Source organism: Pseudomonas sp. BCA17 (assembly GCF_004519405.1).
Taxonomy (GTDB): Bacteria; Pseudomonadota; Gammaproteobacteria; order Pseudomonadales; family Pseudomonadaceae; genus Aquipseudomonas.
The window spans coordinates 1-16,150 of record NZ_SGWI01000002.1 but is presented as its reverse complement, the minus strand read 5'-3'; the positions used below and the strand labels follow the sequence as shown (position 1 = coordinate 16,150).

Annotated in this window: 16 protein-coding genes; 10 read left to right on the top strand and 6 right to left on the bottom strand. The window is 60.8% G+C overall.

Features of this window, described 5'->3' with window-relative positions; all coding sequences use genetic code 11:
* Nucleotides 1-19 precede the first annotated feature (19 nt).
* Nucleotides 20-2,866 (bottom strand): RNA polymerase-associated protein RapA, encoded by a 2,847-nt coding sequence (rapA, locus tag EXW71_RS08835; protein WP_134658043.1) that lies wholly within the window; start codon nucleotides 2,864-2,866, stop codon nucleotides 20-22.
* Nucleotides 2,867-3,085: 219 nt separating this feature from the next.
* Between rapA and EXW71_RS08830 the strand changes: the two genes are divergently transcribed.
* Nucleotides 3,086-3,427 carry an aspartate-semialdehyde dehydrogenase gene (locus EXW71_RS08830; protein ID WP_123714953.1) on the top strand — a complete coding sequence of 114 codons (342 nt, stop codon included), beginning with the start codon at nucleotides 3,086-3,088 and terminating at the stop codon, nucleotides 3,425-3,427.
* On the opposite strand, the gene EXW71_RS08825 is transcribed toward EXW71_RS08830, so the two are convergent.
* The 3 genes from EXW71_RS08825 to EXW71_RS08815 form a co-directional block, all read right to left on the bottom strand.
* A complete protein-coding gene (locus tag EXW71_RS08825) occupies nucleotides 3,424-4,605 on the bottom strand; it encodes an aminotransferase class V-fold PLP-dependent enzyme (protein ID WP_134658041.1) in 1,182 nt (393 codons plus the stop codon). The genes EXW71_RS08830 and EXW71_RS08825 overlap by 4 nt on opposite strands.
* Nucleotides 4,602-5,072: a RidA family protein gene (locus EXW71_RS08820; protein ID WP_134658039.1), complete on the bottom strand. Its 471-nt coding sequence runs from the start codon at nucleotides 5,070-5,072 to the stop codon at nucleotides 4,602-4,604. The genes EXW71_RS08825 and EXW71_RS08820 overlap by 4 nt, the downstream gene beginning before the upstream one ends.
* A 90-nt stretch (nucleotides 5,073-5,162) precedes the next feature.
* Nucleotides 5,163-6,035 carry a LysR substrate-binding domain-containing protein gene (locus EXW71_RS08815; protein ID WP_134658037.1) on the bottom strand — a complete coding sequence of 291 codons (873 nt, stop codon included), beginning with the start codon at nucleotides 6,033-6,035 and terminating at the stop codon, nucleotides 5,163-5,165.
* 132 nt (nucleotides 6,036-6,167) lie between these two features.
* Here EXW71_RS08815 and EXW71_RS28765 point away from each other — a divergent pair, with 132 nt between their 5' ends.
* Together EXW71_RS28765 and ccoM are read left to right on the top strand one after the other, a co-directional pair.
* The gene (locus tag EXW71_RS28765; RefSeq protein WP_167665837.1) at nucleotides 6,168-6,341 is read left to right on the top strand and encodes a hypothetical protein; all 174 of its coding nucleotides are present in this window, start codon (nucleotides 6,168-6,170) and stop codon (nucleotides 6,339-6,341) included.
* A 143-nt stretch (nucleotides 6,342-6,484) separates the two neighbouring features.
* Nucleotides 6,485-6,601 carry a cytochrome c oxidase subunit CcoM gene (ccoM, locus tag EXW71_RS29215; protein WP_017137226.1) on the top strand — a complete coding sequence of 39 codons (117 nt, stop codon included), beginning with the start codon at nucleotides 6,485-6,487 and terminating at the stop codon, nucleotides 6,599-6,601.
* 178 nt (nucleotides 6,602-6,779) lie between these two features.
* Here ccoM and EXW71_RS08810 read toward each other — a convergent pair whose 3' ends face one another.
* Both EXW71_RS08810 and EXW71_RS08805 read right to left on the bottom strand, forming a co-directional pair.
* On the bottom strand, nucleotides 6,780-8,255 hold the full coding sequence (locus EXW71_RS08810; protein WP_123714957.1) for an inorganic phosphate transporter: 1,476 nt from the start codon (nucleotides 8,253-8,255) through the stop codon (nucleotides 6,780-6,782).
* 330 nt (nucleotides 8,256-8,585) lie between these two features.
* Complete coding sequence (locus EXW71_RS08805) at nucleotides 8,586-8,786, bottom strand: hypothetical protein (RefSeq protein ID WP_003172389.1); 201 nt, start codon at nucleotides 8,784-8,786, stop codon at nucleotides 8,586-8,588.
* A 566-nt stretch (nucleotides 8,787-9,352) separates the two neighbouring features.
* On the opposite strand from EXW71_RS08805, the gene pcaR reads away from it, so the two are divergent.
* The 7 genes from pcaR (at nucleotide 9,353) to pcaG (ending at nucleotide 16,020) form a co-directional block, all read left to right on the top strand.
* Nucleotides 9,353-10,195, top strand: a complete 843-nt coding sequence (gene pcaR / locus EXW71_RS08800) for a pca regulon transcriptional regulator PcaR (RefSeq protein WP_060753787.1) — start codon at nucleotides 9,353-9,355, stop codon at nucleotides 10,193-10,195.
* A 144-nt stretch (nucleotides 10,196-10,339) separates the two neighbouring features.
* Nucleotides 10,340-11,680 carry an MFS transporter gene (locus EXW71_RS08795; protein ID WP_123714958.1) on the top strand — a complete coding sequence of 447 codons (1,341 nt, stop codon included), beginning with the start codon at nucleotides 10,340-10,342 and terminating at the stop codon, nucleotides 11,678-11,680.
* Between the two features lie 204 nt (nucleotides 11,681-11,884).
* The gene (locus EXW71_RS08790) at nucleotides 11,885-12,742 is read left to right on the top strand and encodes a CoA transferase subunit A (protein ID WP_123714959.1); all 858 of its coding nucleotides are present in this window, start codon (nucleotides 11,885-11,887) and stop codon (nucleotides 12,740-12,742) included.
* The gene (locus EXW71_RS08785; RefSeq protein ID WP_123714960.1) at nucleotides 12,742-13,521 is read left to right on the top strand and encodes a CoA-transferase subunit beta; all 780 of its coding nucleotides are present in this window, start codon (nucleotides 12,742-12,744) and stop codon (nucleotides 13,519-13,521) included. The genes EXW71_RS08790 and EXW71_RS08785 overlap by 1 nt, the downstream gene beginning before the upstream one ends.
* Nucleotides 13,518-14,723, top strand: a complete 1,206-nt coding sequence (gene pcaF, locus EXW71_RS08780) for a 3-oxoadipyl-CoA thiolase (protein ID WP_177421588.1) — start codon at nucleotides 13,518-13,520, stop codon at nucleotides 14,721-14,723. The genes EXW71_RS08785 and pcaF overlap by 4 nt, the downstream gene beginning before the upstream one ends.
* A 24-nt stretch (nucleotides 14,724-14,747) precedes the next feature.
* Nucleotides 14,748-15,452 carry a protocatechuate 3,4-dioxygenase subunit beta gene (gene pcaH, locus EXW71_RS08775; RefSeq protein ID WP_134658033.1) on the top strand — a complete coding sequence of 235 codons (705 nt, stop codon included), beginning with the start codon at nucleotides 14,748-14,750 and terminating at the stop codon, nucleotides 15,450-15,452.
* 1 nt (nucleotide 15,453) lies between these two features.
* Complete coding sequence (gene pcaG, locus EXW71_RS08770; RefSeq protein ID WP_123714963.1) at nucleotides 15,454-16,020, top strand: protocatechuate 3,4-dioxygenase subunit alpha; 567 nt, start codon at nucleotides 15,454-15,456, stop codon at nucleotides 16,018-16,020.
* Nucleotides 16,021-16,150 lie beyond the last annotated feature (130 nt).

The window sequence follows — 16,150 nt, the reverse complement described above, 5'->3', positions numbered from 1 at the left end:
TTTTTGCTTCAAACGGCTATCAACCCGCTACCAGTACCCGGATCGCTTCCAGTCGCAGCGCCGCCTTGTCGAGCATGGCCAAGCCCTGCTCGCGTTGGTTACGCAGGGCAACCAGTTCGCTGTCACGTACAGTCGGGTTGACGGCTTGCAACGCAGTCAGGCGTGCCAGTTCTTCCTCGGTGTCCGCTGCCAGGCGACGCTTGGCCTCGGCCACGCGCTCGATGTGGCGCGGGGCGATCTTCTCTTCGCCGGCGTTGATCCGTGGCGTCAACTGGTCGCGCTGAGCCTGGACGAACTTGTTGGCGCTGGCCCGTGGCACGCTTTCCAATTGGTCATTCAGGGTCTCGAACGACACACGGCCCGACAGGTCGTTGCCGTTGGCGTCCAGCAGGCAGCGCAAGGCCGCCGGTGGCAGGTAACGGCCCAGTTGCAGCGCACGTGGTGCTACCACTTCACTGACATACAGCAGTTCGAGCAACACGGTGCCTGGCTTGAGCGCCTTGTTCTTGATCAGCGCCACGGCGGTGTTGCCCATGGAACCGGATAACACCAGGTCCATGCCGCCTTGCACCATCGGGTGTTCCCAGGTGATGAACTGCATATCTTCGCGCGACAGGGCCTGGTTACGGTCGTAGGTGATGGTCACACCTTCGTCGTCGCCCAGGGGGAAGCTGGCGTCGAGCATTTTTTCGCTGGGTTTGAGGATCAGCGCGTTTTCAGAGTGGTCTTCGCTGTCGATGCCGAACGCGTCGAACAGGGTTTCCATGTAGATCGGCAGGGCGAACTGGTCGTCTTGCTCAAGGATATCTTCCACCAACGCATCGCCTTCACCCGCACCGCCGGAGTTGAGCTCCAGCAGGCGGTCGCGACCGGTGTGCAACTCTTCTTCCAGGCGCTCGCGCTCGGCACGGGCCTCGTCGATCAGGGCCTGCCACTCGGCGTCGTCAGCGTTTTCCAGCAGCGGCAGCAGGCGCGGGCCGAACTGATGCTGCAAGGCGTTGCCGGTCGGGCAGGTGTTGAGGAAGGCGTTCAGCGCTTCGTGGTACCACTGGAACAGGCGCTCTTGCGGGCTGGTTTCCAGGTACGGCACGTGCAATTCGATCACGTGTTTCTGGCCGATCCGGTCCAGACGGCCGATCCGCTGTTCCAGCAGGTCGGGGTGGGACGGCAGATCGAACAGCACCAGGTGATGGGAGAACTGGAAGTTGCGGCCTTCACTGCCGATTTCCGAGCAGATCAGCACCTGGGCGCCGAACTCTTCATCGGCGAAGTAGGCCGCGGCGCGGTCACGTTCGAGAATGTTCATGCCCTCGTGGAACACCGTGGCCGGGATACCGGAGCGCACGCGCAGGGCGTCTTCCAGGTCCATGGCGGTTTCGGCGTGGGCGCAGATCACCAGGACTTTGGTGCGCTTGAGCATTTTCAGTTGATCGATCAGCCACTCGACCCGTGGGTCGAAGCGCCACCAGCGATTGTCTTCCTCGACATCCGGCTGCGACTGGAAGCTGACTTCCGGGTACAAGTCGGCGTGTTCGCCCAGCGGCAACTCGAGGTATTCGTCCGGGTTCGGCAGCGGGTAGGCATGCAGCTTGCGCTCCGGGAAACCCTGCACCGCAGCGCGGGTATTGCGGAACAGCACGCGGCCGGTGCCGTGGCGGTCGAGCAGTTCACGCACCAGGCGCGCACTGGCTTCGGTGTCGCCATCGTTGACGGCGGTGAGCAGGGCTTCACCTTCGTTGCCGAGGAAACCCTGGATGGTCTTGTGCGCGGCCGGGGAGAGGCGGCCCTTGTCCAGCAGTTCCTGCACCGCCTCGGCCACCGGGCGATAGTTCTCGCTTTCTGCGCGGAAGGCTTGCAAGTCGTGGAAGCGGTTCGGGTCCAGCAGGCGCAGGCGCGCGAAGTGGCTGTCCTGGCCCAGTTGTTCCGGGGTGGCGGTGAGCAGCAGCACGCCAGGGATGACCTCGGCCAACTGTTCTACCAGCGCGTACTCCGGGCTGACCTTGTCTTCATGCCACACCAGGTGGTGAGCTTCATCGACCACCAGCAGGTCCCAGCCGGCGGCGAACAGCGCGTTCTGCGCCTTCTCGTCGTCCACCAGCCACTCCAGTGCGACCAGTGCAAGCTGGGTGTCTTCGAACGGGTTGGCCGCATCGCTTTCGATAAAGCGTTCTTCGTCGAACAACGCCACTTGCAGGTTGAAGCGGCGGCGCATCTCCACCAGCCACTGGTGCTGCAGGTTTTCCGGCACCAGGATCAGCACGCGGCTGGCGCGGCCGGACAGCAGTTGGCGGTGGATCACCAGGCCGGCTTCGATAGTCTTGCCCAGGCCCACTTCGTCGGCGAGCAATACCCGTGGCGCGATACGGTCAGCGACTTCACGGGCGATGTGCAGTTGGTGAGCAATAGGTTGCGCACGTACGCCACCCAGGCCCCACAGCGAGGACTGCAATTGGCGGCTGGTGTGCTCCAGGGTGTGGTAACGCAGCGAGAACCAGGCCAGCGGGTCGATCTGCCCGGCGAACAGACGGTCGCTGGCCAGGCGGAACTGGATAAAGTTGGAGAGTTGGGTTTCCGGGAGGGTGACCTGCTCGTTCTGCCCATTGAGGCCGTGGTACACCAACAGGCCGTCGACATCGTCGACTTCCTGTACGGTCATTTTCCAGCCTTCGAAATGGGTGATGGTGTCACCCGGCGAAAACCTCACGCGAGTGAGGGGCGCATTCCGTAGCGCATACTGACGAGTGTCGCCAGTGGCCGGATAGAGCACGGTCAACAAGCGCCCGTCCTGTGCCAGAACGGTGCCTAACCCCAGCTCTGCTTCGCTGTCACTAATCCAGCGTTGCCCCGGTTGATACTGCTGCGCCATGCTGCCTGACTCCCGCCGTGAAAAAGCCGACTATCTTAACGGAACACAGCCCTCAGCCAAAGGACTCTGACAAAAACTACGCTGTTTGAGCGGCGGTTCGAAAGTTGAATCGACAGATGGCGGGCACTCACGAGTGTGGACTGGGTCACAGCTTGGCGACTGGGTGCTCAAGTCACCCGGCAGCCCGCCGACAGCCTGTTGATCAGGAGAATAAAGCCTATGTTGCCACCCATGCTGCCCGTCAGTGTTGTGCCGGTCACGTCACAACTCGATCCGGCGCGCCAGAAGCCGGATATCCCGCCGGTGGTGCCCGTACAAGCGGGCTCCAACGAGAGCACGATCGACCTGAAAAAGGGCGATGCCGAGCAATCGACCTTTCTGCTGCGCGAAGAACAGCGTCGCCAGCAAGAACAACAAAAGCGTCGGCGCGAAGCCGAGGAAGATCCTGAACAGCACTTGGCGATTCCAGGCGATGTACTGAATGCCGACAACACTGTGCCGGTCGTCCCGTTGATCGAAGATGCGCCGCGCCAGGGGTTATGGGTGGACGTCGAGGTCTAGTCGCTTAATTCTCGCAGTGCCGCTATCAGCAACTCGATGTCGCGCTCGTTGTTGAGGGGGCTGACCGAGACTCGCGCAATGCTGCTCAGACCGCGCGCCTGCATGTCCAAAGGGGTATAAGCCACGTCGTTGGCGCCGATGTTGATGCGCTTGAGACCCAGGCGGCGCTTGAGCTCGAAGGCGTCCCAGCCGGCGAGGTTGAAGGCGATCAGACCCGAATGAGCCGTGCCTGAGTCATGCAGGGAAAGGCGCGGGATCTCACGCAGTTCCTCACGAATTTGCTTGCTGAGTAGTAAGACCCTTTCCCAGGTTCGCTCCACACCCAAACGGTTGGCTTCTTGCAGCGCATTGCCCAATCCCGCCAATAAGGCATAGGACGCTTCACTGGTTTCAAAGCGGCGGGCGTCGTTGCGCAAGTCGAAGCCTTTGGCGGTCCAGGGTGCCGAAAACACATCGCGTTGAGCCGGGTTCAAGCGTTGCAGGAAGTCCGGTCGTACATACAGCAGCGCGGTACCGCGTGGCCCACGCAGGTGTTTGCGACCTGCCGACTTGAGCACATCGCAGTGCAGCGCCTGCACGTCCACCGGCAACTGGCCGACAGCCTGGCCTGCGTCAATGAAGTAAGGAACGCCATGGCGCCTGGCCACCACTCCTATCGCCTGGGCGGGATTGATAAGACCGCCGTTGGCGGGAAGCCAGATCAGGTCGATCAACTTCACGTTTGAATCGATCATCGACTCCAGTGCTACGGGGCAGACCGCGCCGCTTTCATCGCAGGGGATGACCTCCACCCGTGCACCCGCTTGCACGGCCAGATCCATGCTGGCGAGGTTGCCACCCCATTCTTGTCGGCCTACCAGAATGCGATCGCCCGGTTGCCAGGCGCCCAAGGCTTGAAACGCCATGCTCCACGCGGTCGAACCGCTGCTGGCAAACGCTATTGAGGAGGCCGGTGCATTGAGCAATTGCGCGGCGGCGCGGCGGGCTTTTTCCACCAGCACTGTGCCGTGCTCGCCGGCTTCCATCGGGCCGTCGCGGGCTTCGCGTTGTAACTGGTCGATGATCGCGTCCAAGGTCGCCCGGCTCGGCAAAGAGGCACCGGCATGATTGAAGTGCACGATGCCCGACTGGCAGCCCGGCGTTTCGTCCCGCAGGTGCTGGACTTCCAGCGGGCTCATGGCTGCAACTCGAAAATGGCGTCCACCTCCACGGCAACGCCAGCCGGCAAGCTTGATACACCCACCGCGGTGCGCACGTGCCGACCCTTGTCGCCGAGGGCGTTGACCAACAGGTTCGAGGCGCCATTGGCTACCGCACTCTGCTGATTGAAGTGGCCGCTGCCGGCGATAAAGACGCCGACGCGCAGAGTGCGCGCCAGGCGCGACAGGTCATCATCGAGGGCGTCGCTCAGTTGCCCCAGCAGACCCAGGGCCGCCAATTGCGCCGCCTGGGTGCCTTCTTCGTCGCTGAGGGATTCGCCGAGTCGACCCACATAGGCGGGCTTGCCGTCGATCAGTGGAATTTGTCCGGAGACAAACAGCTGATTCCCACTGATGACGTGGCTGATGTAGTTGGCCGCCGGCTGGCTGGCCGTTGGCAGCGTCAGGCCGAGGGCGTGCACGCGTTGGCGGATCGAGTCGCTCATGGTGAATCCTCTTGAATTGGGAGGTTTCAGCATGTGGGGCGTGGCGAGGGGCGACAAACGGATAGATCTCACTCGACGTATCGAAAAAGCTCATGCGTGTGCGCAGGCTTCCTTCAACCATTGGCTGAAACACGTGGCCGCTTCGCTGGTGGGCCCGTGGGGAGTGATCAGCCAGTAGCCGATGTCGCTGCGATAAGGCGGCCAGTCGAACGCCTCCACCAAGCTGCCGTCCTGGAGCCTGCGCTCGATCAAACGGTGGCGGCCCATGGCGATCCCCTGGCCGGCCACGGCGGCTTCGACCACGATGTTGTAGTCATGCAGCACGACACGGGGGTGATCGGCGAGCTCGATCTGATAGTGCGCGGACCAATCGGTCCATTCGAACGGTCGATGGGAAGTGGCCATCAATAACGGGCCTTTACGCAGTTGGCCGGCCTTGAATACGGGGCTGCACACGGGTGAGATCGCCTCATCCATCAGGCGCACGGCGTGCACATCGGGCCAGTCGCCCTTGCCATAGCGGATGGCCAGGTCGACCTCGGCGGCGGCGACGTTTGCCAGTTGGATCGCGGGCAGTAATTCCACCTGAATGTGCGGGTGGCGGTTGAGAAAATCGGCCAGGCGTGGAGCCAGCCACAGGGTGGCGAAGGAGGCCAGCAGGCCGATGCGTAACACGGTGTGGCTGGGGGCGACCCGTAGCGTGCGGGTCGCCGCGGCGATGGCGTCCAGGGCGGGGCGTATTTCGTTGTAGTAATGCTCGCCGTCGGTAGTCAGATCAATCGCACGGGTACGTCGGATAAACAAAGGCTTGCCCAAGTGCTGTTCGAGTTTCTGTACCTGGTGGCTCAAGGCACTTTGGGTCACCGACAACTCGTTGGCCGCCTTGATAAAGCTCAAGTGTCGCGCCACTGCCTCGAACGCGCGCAGGGCCAGCAATGGCGGAAGGTCCTTGTGCAGTGCCACTTGGGTACGCCTCCGGGGCTTGGGGGAAGGGTCGATTTTGGGCGATGACCTGCCATTTGTCGCCCGTTGATTTGCCGTGGAGCGGGGGAGGCCGCATTATTGAGCTATTCCCGCCACGACGTAAGCCAAGCCATGAGTGAAGACGCCAAGCTGATCGACCTGAATGCCGAACGTGCCAAACGTGTACATGACCTGAATGATAAACGCCTCAATGAAGTTCGCCAGGCGTTCGAACAGGCGATGCCGTTGCTCTTGAAAAAGCCAAAAGTTAAGAAAAAGCCGAAGAATAATCCGAAAAAACGTTGAAACGGCCGGCATCCGTTGATGCAGGTCAGTTATTGCCCTCCTTTACGCCCAGTTGCGTACGACATTGATCCCCGTCAATTTTCCACTTCGCCTTCTCCTTTAACTTAGCCCTATCGCAACAGGGCACGAGCAGGAGGCCGGTCATGTTTTTCGATAATGTGGTGTTTGCCGGAGTGCTGACTGTAAGCCTCATGGTGTTGTTCTTTGTAGGGTTTGGAATTTTTATCTGGAAAGACGCTAACAAGCGTAAAGAACCGTAAGTCTTTCTGGATTACATGGGCACGCAAGGCATTTTGGGCGACTTCGGTCGCCCTTTTTTTTGCTTTTTAGTTTGTGTACATGTCCGTTATCAAAGACGGATATACCCGCAATCGAACGGCCATAAAAAAAGGTGCGATCCTCATCGAGGTCGCACCTTCTTTTTCAACCGTCGGGTGATCAGCTACCCAGCGCCTTGGACGCCAACCAGAACAACCCGGCCGACAAGGCCACAGTCGCCGGCAGGGTCAACACCCAAGCCATCAGAATCGTCTTCACCGTGCCGCCTTGCAGCCCACTCTTGTTGGCCACCATGGTCCCGGCCACGCCCGACGACAATACGTGGGTCGTCGAAACCGGCAGGCTGAAGATGTTGGCCAGGCCAATCATGCTCGCCGTGGTGATCTGAGCCGACATGCCCTGGGCGTAGGTCATGCCCTGCTTGCCGATCTTCTCGCCGATGGTCAATACCACACGCTTCCAACCGACCATGGTGCCCAGGCCCAGGGCCAGGGCAACGGCCAGGATCACCCAGAACGGTGCGTATTCGGTGGTGGCGGTCAGGTCTTTGCGCAGTTTGTCCAGGTCGGACTTCTCGCGCGCATCCAGGCCCGGCAGCTTGCCGACTTTCTTCGCGGTGTCGTCCAGGCACAGCAGGTAACGGCGTACCTCAATACGATGCTCGGCGGTCAGCGAATGGTAGTCAGCGACGCCTTTCAAGGTTTCCATCAGGGCATTGATGGTCGGCTCGGTCTGTTGCGGGTTGCATTGGAACTTGCCCGGCAGATCGTCCTTCACGCCTTTGCCCAGGGCCAGGAACTCGCCGAGAGTGGCGTTGTTGCGCTGGTAGAACTGGCTCAGGTGCACGGTAGCGTCGCGAGTACGTTCGATCTGGTAAGTGGTGCTGCCCAGGTCGAGTACGAACTGTGCCGGCACGATACCGATCAGCACCAGCATGATCAGGCCGATACCTTTCTGACCGTCGTTGGAGCCATGCACGAAGCTCACGGCCATGGCGGAAATCACCAGCACCAGGCGGTTCCAGAACGGTGGGTGCTTCTTGTCATCCAGCTTGCGGCGCTGGTCCGGGGTCTTGTGCATCTTGGACAGCGGGCGCCACCACTTCAGGCCGATCAGCACCAGGGCTGCGACCAGGAAACCGGCCATCGGCGAGAACACCAGGGACGCGCCGATATCCACCGCTTTCTGCCAGTTCACGCCATCGGCCAGGGGGATGTCGTTGATCAGGGCATTGGCCAGGCCGACACCGAGGATCGAGCCGATCAAGGTGTGGGAGCTGGAGGCCGGGATACCGAAGTACCAGGTGCCCAGGTTCCAGGTGATCGCCGCGGCCAATAAAGAGAAGACCATTGCCAGGCCATGGCCGGTGTTCACATTGATCAGCAATTCCACCGGCAGCAAATGCACGATGGCGTAGGCGACGCCGACACCACCGAGCAATACGCCGAGGAAGTTGAACACCCCGGAGAAGAACACGGCCAGGTGCGGCGGCATGGCTTTGGTATAGATGACTGTGGCCACCGCGTTAGCGGTGTCATGAAAGCCATTGATGAACTCGAAGGCGAGGACAAAGGCCAGGGCGAGCAACAGGCTCACTAGAACCCAAGCATCCAGTCCGCTGAATAAATCGATCATGAAGGTTTTCTGACCCGGTCGTAAGGGGGCGCGATTATGCCAGAAAACCTCGGTAATCGATGCATTAGCTGCTCATCGGTAACAATCTTCACTGAAAAAAACCGCGAGAAGGGCGTTCATCCCAGGGTTTTCGGGGGCTTGGCAAGTCTTTGATTTATAAAGTACAGGTCGGCGAGGGCGGGTTTTTTCAGGCAAATATCATGTTTGAAACATTTGTATGAAATTTCGTTGGCAGCAGCAGGACCCTGACCAATTGGAGGAAGGAGGGTGCCCTCCGCCGCGGGTAGAACGGCGGAGACAGCAAAACCCTGAGAGCTCGTGTCGAAGTGCTTATGGCTCTTCGGCTTTGAGCTCCTGTTCAATCTTTTGAATTTCCTGGGCAAATGCCTGATCCAGCAGGCTGGCTCGTTTGCGCCATGGCTTGCGTTCCGGCTCAGGTTGGGCGGCGTAGGTGGTGACTTCCCCGCCGTAAACGTCCTTGTAACGTTGTTCCTGGCGCTCAAGTTCCGCGCGCAGTTCGTCTTTCGTCACAGTGTTACCTAATTTGAGTTGAGTTTATGTGTTGTGCAACGTCGCACCTGAAAGTCGTTCCCGGGCTACGTCAATTTGAACAGTAGGACGGTTCAAGTTTGAAGGGCCAAAGGACGGAATCTGTTGGCGACTATTTGTTTTTGTTGTGACCTTGTGGTTACCGACGCTGCATACAACCCGCAGCGCCTGACGAGCTCCCATCCCGACATCATTACCGGGCTGACCTCCGTACATGCTGCATTATAGCGACGCGTACGAATAACACTATCACTGTGAAGTTAAAAAAAACGCTATGCCGTGTGAGAGTTTTGTTACATGTCTGCGTCTGATTTTTCGAAACATAGCTTTATAAATCTGCAGCCATCTAGATACCTGTCGAGTGCGCGGCTTTCATATTCATCCCGCACTGTTAAGAACTGATGTACCCGGTAAATTGCGATAATCGCTTGGTTGTCCGATAATCGCCCAATGTTGCCATGGCCACCTTGTGCATCGGGCCACGCGGCTGGTAATAGCTCATTGCAGCCAACCCTCCCAGCGATTAAAAAAGATAAAGGGCCCTCGAAATGAACGATCAATTGCGCAATTCCTTCGCATCAGTGGCGCCGCCGATCGTGGCCTCACCGGCCAAGCGCATCCAGGCGTTCACGGGGGATCCGGATTTCATGACGTCCCTGGCCCGAGGCTTGGCCGTGGTCCAGGCGTTCCAGGAGCGCAAACGCCACCTGACTATCGCCCAGATCAGTCACCGCACCGAAATCCCTCGCGCCGCCGTGCGCCGTTGCCTGCATACCTTGATCAAACTCGGCTACGCCACCACGGATGGACGCACCTACTCGCTGTTGCCCAAAGTGCTGACCCTGGGCCATGCCTATTTATCCTCCACGCCTTTGGCGGTGTCGGCCCAGCCCTATCTGGACCGCATGAGCGAGCAACTCCACGAAGCCTGCAACATGGCGACCTTGGAGGGCGACGACATCCTCTATATCGCCCGTTCGGCCACCACCCAGCGCTTGATCTCAGTAGACCTGTCGGTGGGAGGACGCTTGCCGGCCTATTGCACCTCGATGGGCCGCATCCTGCTGGCGGCGCTGGATGATTCCTCGCTCAAGGACTACCTCGACCACGCCGACCTGCAAACCAAGACCAGCCGTACCCTGACCACACCGCAAGCCTTGTTGGAATGCCTGCAACAAGTGCGTCAGCAGGGCTGGTGCATTGTCGACCAGGAACTGGAACAGGGCCTGCGCTCCATTGCCGTACCGGTGTATGACGCGTCGGGCCAAGTGCTGGCCGCGCTGAATGTGAGTACCCACGCCGGCCGGGTCAGCCGCAACGAGTTGGAGCAGCGCTTCTTGCCGAGCATGCTCAGCGCCAGCCGCGAATTGAGCACCCAGCTGTTTGCCTAAGTGTTCGGTGACCGCACAGATCCCGGCTTGATCAATTGACGGTATTTCCCTTGGCTTATTAATGTGCGGCAGCGCTATCGCTGCCCCCAATAATAATGACGGCCTCAGGTCGTTGACCCGCCCATCGGTGTGGAAATAACAATAATGAATCAGCCTTCTGTCGGCACTAACCTGGACGTACAGTCCTTTATCAATGCCCAGCCGTTGTCACGCTATCAGTGGCGCGTGGTAATCCTGTGTTTCCTGATTGTCTTCCTCGATGGCCTCGACACTGCGGCCATGGGCTTTATTGCACCTGCGCTGTCCCAGGACTGGGGCATCGACCGCGCCAGCCTCGGCCCGGTGATGAGTGCCGCGTTGATCGGCATGGTGTTCGGTGCGTTGGGCTCCGGTCCGTTGGCCGACCGCTTTGGGCGCAAGGTGGTGCTGGTGGGCGCAGTATTGGTGTTTGGCGCATTCAGCCTGGCATCGGCCTACAGCACCAACGTCGACCAGTTGCTGGTATTGCGCTTCCTCACCGGACTGGGCCTGGGTGCCGGCATGCCGAATGCCACCACGCTGCTGTCCGAGTACACCCCGGAACGCCACAAGTCGCTGTTGGTGACCAGTATGTTCTGCGGCTTCAACCTGGGTATGGCGGGTGGCGGGTTTATCTCGGCCAAGCTGATTCCGGCGTTCGGTTGGCATAGCCTGCTGCTGATGGGGGGCATCCTGCCGCTGATCCTGGTGGTCGTGCTGTGGAGATGGCTGCCCGAGTCGGCGCGCTACTTGGTGGTGCGCAATCGCGGCAGCGACAAGGTGCGTAAAACCTTGTCTCCCATCGCGCCCCATCTGGTCGCCCAGGCCACCAGCTTTAGCGTGCCCGAGCAGAAAACCGTCAAGGCGCGCAACGTGTTCGCGGTGATTTTCTCCGGCACCTACAGCGCCGGCACATTATTGCTGTGGCTGACTTATTTCATGGGCCTGGTGATTGTTTACCTGCTGACCAGTTGGCTGCCGACCCTGATGCGTGACAGCGGTGCCAGCATGGAGCAAGCGGCGTTTATCGGTGCTTTGTTCCAGTTCGGTGGCGTGCTGAGCGCTGTCGGTGTGGGCTGGGCGATGGACCGGTTCAACCCGCACAAGGTCATCGGTACTTTCTATCTGTTGGCCGGGGTGTTTGCCTACGCGGTGGGGCAGAGTCTGGGCAATATCACGCTGCTGGCGACCTTGGTGTTGATCGCCGGGATGTGCGTCAACGGCGCGCAATCGGCGATGCCGTCCCTGGCCGCGCGTTTCTACCCGACCCAGGGGCGCGCCACAGGCGTGTCATGGATGCTCGGTATTGGCCGCTTCGGTGCCATCCTCGGCGCGTGGATGGGCGCGACCTTGCTCGGCCTGGGCTGGAACTTCGAGCAGGTGCTGACCGCCCTGGTGATTCCGGCGGCATTGGCCACCACCGCTGTAGTGATCAAGGGCATGGTCAGCCACGCCGACGCGACCTGAGTCCGGGTCCGGCCAAATGGGGGAGGGGTGGATCCCTCCCGCATTCGTTGATGCGCCAGAAAAGATTAGCTAGGTAACAATTGGTTCGATAATCGAACGCTGAGTCGATTATCGGATTGTTCGGGGTATTTTCCCGGCTTAATCTTCAAGCACTTCGGCGCCACCTCAGCGCCTTTTTCGATCCATATCGGGAGCCCTAACCCCATGGCTGAAATTCTCGCGCTGCGTGACGCGGTGAAGCAATTTGTGAACGACGGTGACACCGTCGCTCTGGAAGGCTTTACCCATCTGATCCCTACGGCAGCGGGTCATGAAATCATTCGTCAGGGCAAGAAAGACCTGACGCTGGTGCGTATGACGCCTGACCTGATCTACGACCAGTTGATCGGTGCCGGCTGCGCCCGCAAGTTGATTTTCTCCTGGGGCGGCAACCCGGGCGTGGGCTCCCTGCATCGGCTGCGCGATGCGGTCGAAAAGCAATGGCCGCAACCGCTGGAAATTGAAGAACACAGTCATGCCGACCTGGCCAATGCCTACGTCGCCGGCGCATCGGGCCTGCCGTTCGCCGTGCTGCGTGCCTACGCCGGTTCCGACCTGCCCAAGGTCAACCCGCTGATCAAGACCGTGACCTGCCCATTCACCGCGGAAGTGCTGGCGGCGGTGCCATCGGTGCGTCCGGACGTCACCGTGATCCACGCACAAAAGGCCGACCGCAAGGGCAACGTGTTGCTGTGGGGCATTCTGGGGGTGCAGAAGGAGGCGGCACTGGCAGCCAAGCGTTGCATCGTCACTGTGGAAGAAATCGTCGATGACCTGAACGCGCCGATGAACAGCTGCGTCTTGCCGACCTGGGCCCTGACTGCGGTGTGCCATGTACCCGGTGGTGCGCACCCGTCCTACGCCCATGGCTACAACGAGCGTGATAACCGCTTCTACCAAGCGTGGGATCCAATCGCCCGCGACCGTGGGACCTTTACCGCGTGGATCGATGAATACATTCGCGGTACCGCCGACTTCACTGAATTCCAGGCCAAGCTGGCCACCGCGCAGGAGGCCAAGTAATGGCTTACTCGACCAATGAAATGATGACCGTCGCCGCCGCGCGCCGTCTCAAGAACGGCTCCGTCTGCTTTGTGGGCATCGGTCTGCCGTCCAAGGCCGCCAACCTGGCGCGCCTGACCTCGTCGCCGGATGTGGTGTTGATCTACGAGTCCGGCCCGATTGGCGCCAAGCCCTCGGTATTGCCGCTGTCGATTGGTGACGGTGAGCTGGCGGAAACCGCTGACACTGTGGTGCCGACCGGTGAGATCTTTCGCTACTGGCTGCAAGGCGGGCGCATTGACGTAGGCTTTCTCGGCGCAGCCCAAGTCGACCGTTTCGGCAATATCAACACCACCGTGGTCGGTGACTACCACCAGCCCAAAGTGCGCTTGCCAGGTGCCGGCGGTGCGCCGGAGATTGCCGGTTCCGCCAAGAGCGTGTTGATCATCCTCAAGCAGTCGGCGCGTTCGTTTGTCGACAAGCTGGATTTCATCACCTCGGTCGGCCATGGCGAAGGCGGCGACTCGCGTAAACGCCTGGGCCTGCCGGGTGCGGGGCCTGTCGGAATTATTACTGACCTATGCATCATGGAACCGGAAGAGGGCACCCATGAATTCGTGGTCACCGCGCTGCACCCTGGTGTGACCCGTGAGCAAGTAGTGGCTGCGACCGGTTGGGCCGTTCGTTTTGCCGACCAGGTCGACACCACTGCCGAACCGACTGATACAGAGCTGACCGCCCTGCGTGACCTTGAGGCACGCACGGCGGCCGCCCATGGCCAAGCACCCGGAGAAGCCTGATGCGCGATGTATTTATCTGTGACGCGATTCGTACCCCCATCGGCCGTTTCGGCGGTGGGCTGTCCACCGTGCGCGCGGATGACTTGGCGGCGCTGCCGATCAAGGCCTTGATCGAGCGCAACCCGTCGGTGGACTGGGCCGCAGTGGATGAAGTGTTCCTTGGCTGCGCCAACCAGGCCGGTGAAGACAACCGCAACGTCGCGCGTATGGCGCTGTTGCTGGCGGGCCTGCCGGAGAGTATCCCTGGGGTAACGCTCAATCGCTTGTGTGCCTCGGGCATGGATGCAATTGGCACTGCCTTTCGCGCCATTGCCAGCGGCGAAATGGAGTTGGCGATTGCCGGTGGCGTCGAGTCGATGTCTCGCGCGCCGTTCGTGATGGGGAAGGCCGATGCGGCGTTTTCGCGCAACATGAAACTGGAAGACACCACCATCGGCTGGCGTTTTATCAACCCGTTGATGAAGGCGCAGTACGGTGTGGATGCCATGCCCCAGACGGCCGATAACGTCGCCGACGACTACCAGGTGTCCCGGGCCGACCAGGACGCCTTCGCCCTGCGCAGCCAGCAGCGTACCGCCGTCGCAAAAGCCGCCGGGTTCTTCGCCGAGGAAATCGTGCCGGTGCGCGTCGCCCATAAAAAAGGCGAGACCGTCGTCGAGCAGGATGAACACCCGCGAGCTGACACTACCCTGGAAGCTCTGGCCAGACTCAAGCCGGTCAACGGCCCCGACAAGACCGTCACCGCCGGCAACGCCTCGGGTGTGAATGACGGGGCCGCGGCGCTGATCCTGGCTAGCGCCGAAGCCGTGAAAAAACACGGCCTCACCGCGCGCGCCCGTGTGTTGGGCATGGCCAGCGCCGGCGTCGCGCCGCGTGTGATGGGGATCGGGCCGGTGCCGGCGGTGCGCAAGCTGGTGGAGCGCCTGGGGTTGGCGGTCACCGACTTTGACGTGATCGAACTCAACGAAGCTTTCGCCAGCCAAGGCTTGGCGGTGTTGCGCGAGTTGGGGATTGCCGACGACGCGCCCCAGGTCAACCCGAACGGCGGCGCCATCGCCCTTGGCCACCCACTGGGCATGAGCGGTGCGCGATTGGTGCTGACCGCACTGCATCAACTTGAGAAAACCGGGGGGCGCAAAGGCCTGGCGACCATGTGTGTGGGCGTCGGCCAAGGCTTGGCCCTGGCGATTGAACGCATCTGAAATCTGATAAGAGAGGATTGCACCATGAGTGACAAGCCCGGCTACCGGCGCCCGCAAGCGGGTACTCAACCTGATTACCTGCACCCGGCCTACCAGTCGACGAACCTGCGTTCGCCGTCCAAGCCGTTGGTGTTCCTGCCCCATTCCTTGTCGGAAATCACCGGCCCTACCATCGGCGCCGAGCGGATCAACCCGAAGGACAACGACCTCACCGCCCAGCATGAAGGCGAACCCCAGGGCGAACGCATCATCATTCATGGCCGTGTGCTGGACGAAAACGGCCAGCCGGTGCCGGGCATCCTTGTGGAGATCTGGCAGGCCAACGCCGCCGGGCGCTACAACCACAAGCGCGACCTGCACGACGCGCCGCTGGACCCGAATTTCACCGGAACCGGTCGCACCGTCACCGACGCCGATGGCTGGTATCAGTTCCAGACCATCAAGCCTGGTGCCTACCCGTGGGGCAACCACCACAACGCGTGGCGACCGGCGCACATCCACTTTTCGCTGTTCGGCCCGAGTGTGCTGACGCGGCTGGTCACGCAGATGTATTTCCCGGGTGACCCGTTGCTGGAATACGACCCGATCTACAACTGCGTACCGGACACCTCGGCCAAGCAGCGCCTGATCGCCCGTTTTGACCTGGAAAAAACCATTCCTTCCTATGCCCTCGGCTACCGCTGGGACATCGTCCTGCGCGGCCGCGACGCTACGCCGATGGAGAAATGAGATGACACTCAACGCGACCACGTCCCACACCGTCGGGCCGTATTACCACATCGGCCTGACCTGGCTGAACCGCGAAGACCTGACCGTGCCGGCAACCCTCGGCGAACGTGTGGCGATCAGCGGGCAGGTAGTGGACGGCAACGGTGATGCCGTCAACGACGCCATGCTTGAAGTATGGCAAGCCAATGCCGCGGGCAAATATGACCACCCGGAAGACGAGCAGGACAAAGCCGTCGACCCGAACTTCGAAGGCTTCGGCCGGGTACCGGTGGACGCCGAAGGGCGCTTTCGCTTTACCACCATCAAGCCGGGCGCGGTGCCCGGGCTGAAGGGCACGACCCAGGCGCCGCACTTGGTGGTGCTGGTGTTTGCCCGTGGGTTGGTGAAGCACCTGCTGACGCGGATTTACTTTGACGGCGAGGTCATGAATGGCGATGACCCGCTGCTGGCATGCGTGCCGCAAGAACGGCGCAGTACCTTGATTGCCCGGCAGGATGCAGACGGTGTTCATCAGTGGAACGTGATTTTGCAGGGCACAGACAAGGAAACAGTGTTCTTCGATTATTGATCAGGAGCAGTGGGGAGTTACAAGCTGCAAGCTTCAAGGAAAAGCGGTGATTGTGGCTAATGCCAGTTAAGGGTGAACGCTGTATTTGTGGCGAGGGAGCTTGCTCCCGTTGGACTGCGCAGCAGTCCCA

Bases quoted from the DNA above. Each gene is read 5' to 3' on its own strand.
- pcaG (WP_123714963.1), top strand. From the start codon at position 15,454: ATGACACTCAACGCGACCACGTCCCACACCGTCGGGCCGTATTACCAC.
- EXW71_RS08830 (WP_123714953.1), top strand. From the start codon at position 3,086: ATGTTGCCACCCATGCTGCCCGTCAGTGTTGTGCCGGTCACGTCACAA.
- EXW71_RS08785 (WP_123714960.1), top strand. From the start codon at position 12,742: ATGGCTTACTCGACCAATGAAATGATGACCGTCGCCGCCGCGCGCCGT.
- pcaH (WP_134658033.1), top strand. From the start codon at position 14,748: ATGAGTGACAAGCCCGGCTACCGGCGCCCGCAAGCGGGTACTCAACCT.
- EXW71_RS08820 (WP_134658039.1), bottom strand. From the start codon at position 5,072: ATGAGCGACTCGATCCGCCAACGCGTGCACGCCCTCGGCCTGACGCTG.
- pcaR (WP_060753787.1), top strand. From the start codon at position 9,353: ATGAACGATCAATTGCGCAATTCCTTCGCATCAGTGGCGCCGCCGATC.
- EXW71_RS08825 (WP_134658041.1), bottom strand. From the start codon at position 4,605: ATGAGCCCGCTGGAAGTCCAGCACCTGCGGGACGAAACGCCGGGCTGC.
- rapA (WP_134658043.1), bottom strand. From the start codon at position 2,866: ATGGCGCAGCAGTATCAACCGGGGCAACGCTGGATTAGTGACAGCGAA.
- ccoM (WP_017137226.1), top strand. From the start codon at position 6,485: ATGTTTTTCGATAATGTGGTGTTTGCCGGAGTGCTGACTGTAAGCCTC.
- EXW71_RS08795 (WP_123714958.1), top strand. From the start codon at position 10,340: ATGAATCAGCCTTCTGTCGGCACTAACCTGGACGTACAGTCCTTTATC.
- EXW71_RS08810 (WP_123714957.1), bottom strand. From the start codon at position 8,255: ATGATCGATTTATTCAGCGGACTGGATGCTTGGGTTCTAGTGAGCCTG.
- EXW71_RS08790 (WP_123714959.1), top strand. From the start codon at position 11,885: ATGGCTGAAATTCTCGCGCTGCGTGACGCGGTGAAGCAATTTGTGAAC.
- EXW71_RS28765 (WP_167665837.1), top strand. From the start codon at position 6,168: ATGAGTGAAGACGCCAAGCTGATCGACCTGAATGCCGAACGTGCCAAA.